Below are 7,546 nucleotides of genomic sequence, written 5' to 3'. Positions count from 1 at the left end.
AGGGGAATGACGGTGAGAATGGGTGATAGGAGTTCTTCTACGGCTGGCACAGGCAACAAATCATCAAAGATTTCAGCGGCGTGGGCATCGTCAGGGGGTAAGACTCCAATCAGACGAGCATCGCGAGCTTTGGCTTCCTGGGCATTGGAGAGTACCTTCTCGTAGACGCTACCCGGCATGGCGATCGCGACGACGGGTACCTTGTCATCCAAGAGGGCGATGGGGCCGTGTTTCATTTCTCCAGCAGGATAGCCCTCAGCATGAATGTAGCTAATTTCTTTGAGCTTGAGGGCACCTTCAAGGGCAATGGGAAAGTTGATGCCCCGTCCCACAAACACAAAATCCTGGGTATGGGAAAAGTCGTGGGTAAGTTCTTCTATAATCCGCTCCTGTTTTTCTAGATAGGCTTCGATGTGGGCAGGGATATGACGCAGGGTAGCTATAATTTCTTCAATGCGAGTGAGGGGAATGGCTCGGCGGCGATAGGCCAAATCTAGTGCTAGGCAATAGAAGGCCAATAGCTGAGCAGTGAAGGTCTTAGTGGCAGCCACACCAATTTCAATGCCTGCGTAGGTGTCGATCGCGCAGTCTACTAGCCGTGCTAAGGTGCTCTGCATCCGGTTGGTAATGCCCAACAGCCGGGGACGAAATGCATCTGGCTGGTTAGTGCGGCGCTCTTGCTCCATACTGATCGCTGCTAGGGTGTCGGCTGTTTCACCTGACTGGGTGACTCCAATTAGGAGTGTATTGGCAGTTAGGGGCGGTGGTGCGTAGCGAAATTCAGAAGCATAGTACACATGAGTTGGGATCCCAGCTAATTGCTCTAATAGGTATCTACCCACTAGACTGGCGTGCCAACTGGTGCCACAGGCAACAATATGAATTTGATCAAGGTCGGCGTAGACATCATCGGGCAAACCTAAATTAACGGGGTTAGTGGCGTGGCTGGCAGTCCAATCGGGGCTGAGGTAGGCTTCTAGACAGTCTCGAACAACGCTGGGCTGCTCGTAGATTTCCTTGAGCATGAAGTGGCGGTAGCCCTGCTTTTCGGTGGCGATCGATGTGCTACTTAGGAGGTGGGGATGTTTCCGCAAACGCTCCCCAGCAAAGTTATAGATTTCTACGCCTAAGGGGGTAAGGGTGGCCATTTCACCATTTTCCAGGGGTACTACGGCGCGGGTATAGGGCAAGATAGCAGGTATATCTGAGGCACAGAAGAACTCTCCCTGACCAAAGCCAATGACGATCGGGGCTTGTTGTCGTGCTACGACGATTTCATCGGGATAGTCTACACAAACGATCGCGACCGCAAAGGCTCCTTCTAGTCGATGTACAACTCGACGCACTGCTTCACTCAATGGGGATGGGTGGGTCTTGAGTTCTCCAGTTTGCTGCATCTGGTGCAGACAGTCTGCCACCAAATTGGGGATCACCTCTGTATCAGTTTCCGAGGCAAATACATAGCCCTTCTGCTTCAACTCTTCCCGTAGTTCTCGATAGTTTTCGATGATGCCATTTTGCACGACGGCTACCTGCCGCCCCATGTCCATATGGGGATGGGCGTTATGCTCTTCTGGCTTGCCGTGGGTTGCCCAGCGGGTGTGGCCAATGCCTGTTTGCCCTGGCATGGTGTGGGCTGCTAGTTTCTCTTGCAGATTGCGCAGTTTGCCTTTGGCACGTATACAGTGAAGTTTTGCATCCCAAACGGTAGCGATTCCAGCGGAATCGTAGCCCCGATATTCCAGTTTCTTTAGCCCTTCCAGCAGAATTTCACTGGCAGGTTGGGTTCCGATATAGCCGACAATACCACACATAAGATTGCTTGCTCCCTTGGCAAACGCGAATGAGGTAAGGATAACACCTGACTATGCTAATGCTATAAGCTGGTTAGATGACAAGCATCAGGGATCAGGTATGCAGATCTTTCAAGTGGATGCGTTTACCAGTCAGCCGTTTGCAGGCAATCCAGCGGCAGTTTGTCTGTTGCCAGAGCTACGCTCCGATCGCTGGTTGCAACAGGTTGCCCAAGAAATGAACCTATCGGAAACCGCTTTTTTGGTACCCCAGGCCGATGGCTTTAACCTGCGCTGGTTTACGCCTACGGTGGAAGTAGACCTCTGTGGACATGCTACCCTTGCCAGTGCCCATGTGTTGTGGAGCGAAGGGGTGTTACCTGAAGATTGCCCTGCCCGATTTCATACCCGCAGCGGATTGTTGACTGCTACGCGACAAGGATCGTGGATCCAACTAGATTTTCCCCTCACGCCGGTAGACAGTGCCATGATTCCACCGGACTTGCCAGTGATGCTGGGCATTCCCATGCCCTCGGCAGTGATCTACGGGGGTAAGACTCGGTTTGATTACTTGTTAGCAGTGGAGTCGGCCACGATCGTCCAGCAGATGATCCCTGACTTTGCTGCCCTACAATCCTTGCCGGTGCGCGGCATTATAGTCACCAGTCGTGCCGATTGCCCAGACTATGACTTTGTTTCTCGCTTCTTTGCCCCTAGGGCTGGCATTAACGAAGACCCGGTGACTGGCTCTGCTCACTGTGCCTTAGCTCCATTTTGGGGCGATCGCCTAGGCAAATCGGAGCTAGTGGGCTATCAGGCATCGGCACGGGGGGGTGTGGTGCGTGCGCGGGTGCAGGGCGATCGGGTGCTGTTGGCTGGACAGGCGGTCACCGTTCTTCGGGGTGAGTTGCTGGCATAAAGGTACGCCGATTGCTACAGGTCAGCGTTTACGGGCAACGATGTGAAACAGATGCCAGTGTTTTTCTTCTCCGATCGCGGTCACGCCAGGGTGCTCTTCTTCATCCAGCCATTCCACCTCGAAGGGGCGTAGTAGGGATTCTACCTCTAGGCGCGTGTGGTGGGTACGGTTGGGATAAATGATCCAAGAGTCGCGATCGCCAAATAGCTGTCCGCAGAAGCGTCCACCGGGTTTGAGGGCAGTGATAATGGTCTGCCAAAGGTGGGGAAAATTAGCAGGTGGGCAAAAGGTCAGGCAAAAGCTGGCATTGATCAAATCTACGGCTGGCGGCAAGGTTAACACCTCAAAGCGCATTTGCTGGGTTTGCAGCAGATCACGGCGCAACCCAGAACGACTGAGCAGGCGCTCAAATGCCTTAGGTTCTGCATCAATGGCTAATACATGCCAGCCTCGGCGCAATAGTTCTACGGTATCGCGTCCATCTCCACAGCCAAGATCCACTGCGAAGCGCGATCGCTCTGGTACGGATTCTGCATCAAAGGCTGCCAAGGCTTTTAGCAGGGTTTCACGGGGTGGGCGACCTTCCACGGCTTGGTAGTAGGCCACCCAGTTGTGCCCATTGACATGCCTATTGACAGGGGAGGAGGGCAAGGAGGAGGTAGAGGCAGTCATCGTCAAGAAATCACTAGAGCAACATGGGTTTGACAATCTTTAGGACATACTCGCGCGCAGGCTTCACAACCAATACAGTTCTGAACGTTGGCGATCGTCATGACCTTGCGTTCAATTTCGTCATCATCTTCATTCTCCACAAACTCCCCATCTTCATTTAGTGCCCGCAGTGCCATGACACCACGTCCACAAGCTTTGAGGCATCTGCCACAACCAATGCAACGGGTAATGTCGATCGCTTGCAAAAACTTGGGGGTCCATGTCGCGCCGCCAAAGGTCAATCCGGTTAATGTGGTCATGGGTTATTGTTCTCCTTACTTGTGGTTTAGTTACTTGTGGTGAGTTATGTCATCAGTCGGCTTATTCATCATGAATCGTGCTCTGGACTAGCCCCTCGGCAGGGTCATACCAACGCTGTGGATCCTTTGTAGTTTTTGACGCGATCGCCCTCGCTAACACCCAGAATTTTGGCTAACCAGGGGGGAGGAGAGGTCGCGATCGCCCGTTGCAGTTCCTTTAACATTACCCTAGCCTCACCACCTGCTTCCTTCTTGATGGGATAGATCCCTGCTTGCACAACCTTTCCTGCCGCAGGGCCACCAATAGCAACGATATACAACACCGGACAATCTCGAATCAAACTAACCCGGAATGCATTTTTATCGTCAGACAAATCTGCTGCTAGGGCAGAGCGAACATCAACCAAGCGAATCTCGTCCGCAGAAACTTGATAAATCAAGTACCGCAAACAAGAGCCAAAATGACCATCCAACATCTCTCGATTGTTAGAAGCCACTGCCACCCGTACTGAATTAGGCATGTCTCCATCCTGATAAGGCTCGACAGTGGGTAACTGGTCAACGTCATCCAATTCGCCCCAGAGAATTCTCACGGCTTGCTTGAATGCTGCAATGTCACTGGCATTAGCATCTTCCCCATGTTCCTCCTCATCTAGCTCGTAGGTTTGCCCTAGGGCTGTTTTCAGGTTGGTGACTGTAATCTTGCTCAGAGCAGCCTCATCTAACGTATCGCCCCCATAGGTCATCAGAGCTTCGATAAACTCGGCTAGGGATAACTCTGGAAAGCAGCGTGCCGCAAGGGCAATCCTGAAGGCAGCCTCATTAGAAATGGGTTGTTCAGCCATGGAACTTGGTCTCCAAATTGCAGAATTGAGCAGTAACCTTTAGCAGTCAGGATGTAACCCACTGCCGAGGGTCGGATTATCTATCCCCTTCTCCTCTAGGAGAAGAAGGGGCATCACCGAGCTTGCATAGCTACGCATCATTGGCTAGAGCGTTTGTAGTAGAACTTGAGTCCGCAGCGAACATGGTAGACTTCAGTTCTTATCGTGAGTACGTTTGTTGTGAGGACTTGAGTCCTCAACCGTAAATAGGCCCTAACCAGCTAATTTGTTGCTACACAGCTACAGTTTCGGTGGCATTGGGCAAGCAGCCCGTTTGCAAGGGTGTAGGACTAGCGGCAATGCCAGAGCGCAGGTGGGTTGCCTCTGCTTCTAGCTCTTCAACCTTTTCCCATGCTGATATAAAAGCTTCGGAGTCTGTGCCTTGGGCATCAGCGATCGCCTGAGCAGCGGTTCTTGCCTCTGCCAACGCCCGATCTAACACGGCTAGGCGAGGGTTGGTCAAAAAGTCGCTCTTGAACAGAATATCAGTAACTGAAATGATGCCCAGCAAGTCACCACGAATGACTGGGGCGCGATCGACACCTGTGAGGGCAAATAGCCGAGCAACGTATTCTACTGCCAAATCTGGGTTGACGACCACACAGGGCTTGGTCATGACTTCGCAGACCTTGACTTGGTTGGGGTCTTTGCCATAAGCAACTACCTTCTTGGCAATGTCATCCTCAGTTACCAGACCGTAGGCATCTTCGTCGTAGCGATTCTCTACAACGAGCGATCGTAGATTCTTCAGTTTCATCAGTTTCACAGCCTCTGCAACTGTAGCAGATCCACGAATGGTAGCCACTTCTTGGGTCATAATGTCTTGAGCTTTCATGGTTTATTTCCTCCAATACCTATTGAATGATGTGGAAAACGCATTTGCATCTGTTGGCTGCAAGCTCAGAGGGCAGCCTATGCAATTGAATGCTATGGAATTAGAAAAGAGTTCGTTAAATGGTTGCTCTGTACCTCCCTATGCTCACTAAACACACCTGGTGACGGCAACAGACTCCGTTAGCTGATGATGCGGACATAGATAGCCTTCACTTCGGCGGCATCTAGGACATGGCGATCGTTACCAACACGAACAATGAACTGGGGAGAGCGTTGTTCCACAACAATCAATTGTCCTGGTGATAGTCCCAACTGGTGCAGTTTTTGGGCAGTAGCACTACATAGGGTGTTGATGTACTTAATCATGCCAGTTTCGTGGGATCGCAGCAATTCCAACGATGCGCCCTTGACAGAAAATCGTGTCGTCAGCATTGGCTATACCTCTGAGAATAGGACAACGGAGAATGGAGCCGAAAATCTAGTCTTCAGGGCCTCCCTAGACCAGATAAGCCTCTTGGTGGGTACGGATAGTGCAGTCAGTGCGGGGATAGGCTACGCAGAGCAGCGCAAACCCTTTAGCCAGTTGCTCATCATCTAGAAATACTTGCTCTGACTGATCGAGTTCACCCTCAACCACCTTGCCTACGCAGCTAGAACAAGACCCCGATTGACAGGAACAGGGTAACTCCACTCCGTGCTCTTCTGCTGCCTTAAGGATGCTAGTGGTCTCGTCTACAGGAATAGTGATGTCAATTTGCCGTTTTTTGTTCAGCAGCCGGACTTGAAACGTTGCCATAGAGATCATCTCCAAAGGTTACATAGGTTAACTGGGATAGGCTAGGTAAGGGCTGACATGCATGTGTACTGCATGTGTACTAGCTGCATGGTGTACTAGCTGCATGGTACGGCGGTGGGGGTGCAATCTCCCGCCTGGAAAGACTTGCCACAGCCACAGGTGTCAGTCGCATTGGGATTCGTAAACTTAAAGCCGCTTTCCATTAGCCCTTCTAGAAAATCAATCACGACACCTTGCAGCAGGGGAGCACTTTTGGGGTCAATGTAAATGCGCACACGGCCTTGTTGCTCAATTAGGTCATCGGGTCGGGGGCCATTGACAATATCGAGTTTATATTCATAGCCACTACAGCCACCATCACTCACACCAACTCGGATGCCCTTTTCAGTAGAACTGCCTGCACTACCTTGCAAGAAGGCACGTAGGCGGAATTCAGCTCTTTCAGTCAGGATAATGGTCATGGGGTTTCTCCTTAGGTTTCAGGTAACAACAACAGTGGGATTGAGCAGGGAGATCATGACTCCGATGCACTACTAGAGAGTTGCATAGGACATGTTTTGTGGTAAGGAAGGGTTGGCTACTACTAAGCGTTGGCTTTTGGTGCCACACACGGCACAGGTGGGGTCGTGATAGGGACGGCGTTTGGAAAACTCAGCACGGCTAAGATCCATGGTCAACAGTTGTGATAATAGAGGGGTACCTAAGCCAGTTATCAGTTTGATGGCTTCCAAGGCAGTCAAACAGGCAAGAGTGCCTGAGACAGCGCCTAACACCCCAAAGCCGCGTTTATCCCATTCTGGTTTTTCGGGGAAGATGCAAGAGAGACAGGGGGTTAAACCAGGGACGATCGTCGTTAGATATGCCTCCATATCATTCATGGCCGCCTCTACCATTGGTTTACTCCAGCGCACACAGGCAGCATTCAGCAGATTACGCTCAGTGAAGTTATGGGCACAGTCAAGGACAACATCCGCTTGTTGAACCAGGGCATCAACATTACCCTCTGTCACATATTCACAGATGGCATCGATGTGCACATCAGGATTAATGGCCTCTAGGGTCGCCTTAGCCTTGAAGACACGGGGTTTGCCTACCCAGTCGTGGGTCATGAGAATCTGGCGATTCATATCATCTAAGCGCAATTCCCCACCCCGCAAGAGAATTAACCGCCCTACTCCAGCGACTGCTAGATAGAGGGCCGCAGTTCCTCCTAGGCCACCAACTCCTGTCACCAGTACGGTGGAGTTTTTCAGTCGCTGTTGGGCTTCTTCACCAAATCCTGGCAGCATGATTTGGCGGCGATAGCGTTCTCGTTCAGTAGGAGTCAGTGTTTGCACAATAGTCTCTCC

At 51.5% G+C, this 7,546-nt stretch carries 10 protein-coding genes; 1 reads left to right on the top strand and 9 read right to left on the bottom strand.

Annotated elements, in window-relative coordinates:
* A partial coding sequence (glmS, locus tag NZ772_09925; protein ID MCS6813868.1) for a glutamine--fructose-6-phosphate transaminase (isomerizing) occupies nucleotides 1-1,814 on the bottom strand: 1,814 nt, incomplete at its 3' end.
* Nucleotides 1,815-1,914: 100 nt separating this feature from the next.
* On the opposite strand from glmS, the gene NZ772_09920 reads away from it, so the two are divergent.
* Nucleotides 1,915-2,712 (top strand): PhzF family phenazine biosynthesis protein, encoded by a 798-nt coding sequence (locus NZ772_09920; protein ID MCS6813867.1) that lies wholly within the window; start codon nucleotides 1,915-1,917, stop codon nucleotides 2,710-2,712.
* Nucleotides 2,713-2,733: 21 nt separating this feature from the next.
* Here the strand turns inward: NZ772_09920 and NZ772_09915 are convergent, their stop codons facing one another.
* From NZ772_09915 to NZ772_09880, 8 genes are all read right to left on the bottom strand, one after another.
* Nucleotides 2,734-3,384 (bottom strand): class I SAM-dependent methyltransferase, encoded by a 651-nt coding sequence (locus tag NZ772_09915; protein ID MCS6813866.1) that lies wholly within the window; start codon nucleotides 3,382-3,384, stop codon nucleotides 2,734-2,736.
* A gap of 2 nt (nucleotides 3,385-3,386) precedes the next feature.
* Nucleotides 3,387-3,683 (bottom strand): ferredoxin III, nif-specific, encoded by a 297-nt coding sequence (fdxB, locus tag NZ772_09910; protein ID MCS6813865.1) that lies wholly within the window; start codon nucleotides 3,681-3,683, stop codon nucleotides 3,387-3,389.
* Nucleotides 3,684-3,787: 104 nt separating this feature from the next.
* Nucleotides 3,788-4,528: a dinitrogenase iron-molybdenum cofactor biosynthesis protein gene (locus NZ772_09905; GenBank protein MCS6813864.1), complete on the bottom strand. Its 741-nt coding sequence runs from the start codon at nucleotides 4,526-4,528 to the stop codon at nucleotides 3,788-3,790.
* 271 nt (nucleotides 4,529-4,799) lie between these two features.
* Nucleotides 4,800-5,402: a CBS domain-containing protein gene (locus NZ772_09900; GenBank protein MCS6813863.1), complete on the bottom strand. Its 603-nt coding sequence runs from the start codon at nucleotides 5,400-5,402 to the stop codon at nucleotides 4,800-4,802.
* Between the two features lie 179 nt (nucleotides 5,403-5,581).
* Complete coding sequence (locus NZ772_09895; protein ID MCS6813862.1) at nucleotides 5,582-5,833, bottom strand: ferrous iron transport protein A; 252 nt, start codon at nucleotides 5,831-5,833, stop codon at nucleotides 5,582-5,584.
* A gap of 64 nt (nucleotides 5,834-5,897) precedes the next feature.
* Nucleotides 5,898-6,197: a 2Fe-2S iron-sulfur cluster-binding protein gene (locus NZ772_09890; GenBank protein MCS6813861.1), complete on the bottom strand. Its 300-nt coding sequence runs from the start codon at nucleotides 6,195-6,197 to the stop codon at nucleotides 5,898-5,900.
* A gap of 95 nt (nucleotides 6,198-6,292) precedes the next feature.
* Entirely contained in the window at nucleotides 6,293-6,658 is a 366-nt protein-coding gene (locus tag NZ772_09885; GenBank protein ID MCS6813860.1) for an iron-sulfur cluster assembly accessory protein, read from the bottom strand.
* A 72-nt stretch (nucleotides 6,659-6,730) separates the two neighbouring features.
* On the bottom strand, nucleotides 6,731-7,534 hold the full coding sequence (locus NZ772_09880; protein ID MCS6813859.1) for a HesA/MoeB/ThiF family protein: 804 nt from the start codon (nucleotides 7,532-7,534) through the stop codon (nucleotides 6,731-6,733).
* Between the last annotated feature and the right edge of the window lie 12 nt (nucleotides 7,535-7,546).

This window comes from Cyanobacteriota bacterium, assembly GCA_025054735.1.
In the GTDB taxonomy this organism is placed as follows: Bacteria; Cyanobacteriota; Cyanobacteriia; order SKYG9; family SKYG9; genus SKYG9.
The sequence above is the reverse complement of the archived record's forward strand: the minus strand, read 5'-3'. Positions and strand labels throughout refer to the sequence as shown.

Excerpts from the sequence above, each read along its gene's own strand:
- NZ772_09920 (MCS6813867.1), top strand. The coding sequence starts at position 1,915 with ATGCAGATCTTTCAAGTGGATGCGTTTACCAGTCAGCCGTTTGCAGGC.
- NZ772_09915 (MCS6813866.1), bottom strand. The coding sequence starts at position 3,384 with ATGACTGCCTCTACCTCCTCCTTGCCCTCCTCCCCTGTCAATAGGCAT.
- fdxB (MCS6813865.1), bottom strand. The coding sequence starts at position 3,683 with ATGACCACATTAACCGGATTGACCTTTGGCGGCGCGACATGGACCCCC.
- NZ772_09905 (MCS6813864.1), bottom strand. The coding sequence starts at position 4,528 with ATGGCTGAACAACCCATTTCTAATGAGGCTGCCTTCAGGATTGCCCTT.
- NZ772_09900 (MCS6813863.1), bottom strand. The coding sequence starts at position 5,402 with ATGAAAGCTCAAGACATTATGACCCAAGAAGTGGCTACCATTCGTGGA.
- NZ772_09895 (MCS6813862.1), bottom strand. The coding sequence starts at position 5,833 with ATGCTGACGACACGATTTTCTGTCAAGGGCGCATCGTTGGAATTGCTG.
- NZ772_09890 (MCS6813861.1), bottom strand. The coding sequence starts at position 6,197 with ATGGCAACGTTTCAAGTCCGGCTGCTGAACAAAAAACGGCAAATTGAC.
- NZ772_09885 (MCS6813860.1), bottom strand. The coding sequence starts at position 6,658 with ATGACCATTATCCTGACTGAAAGAGCTGAATTCCGCCTACGTGCCTTC.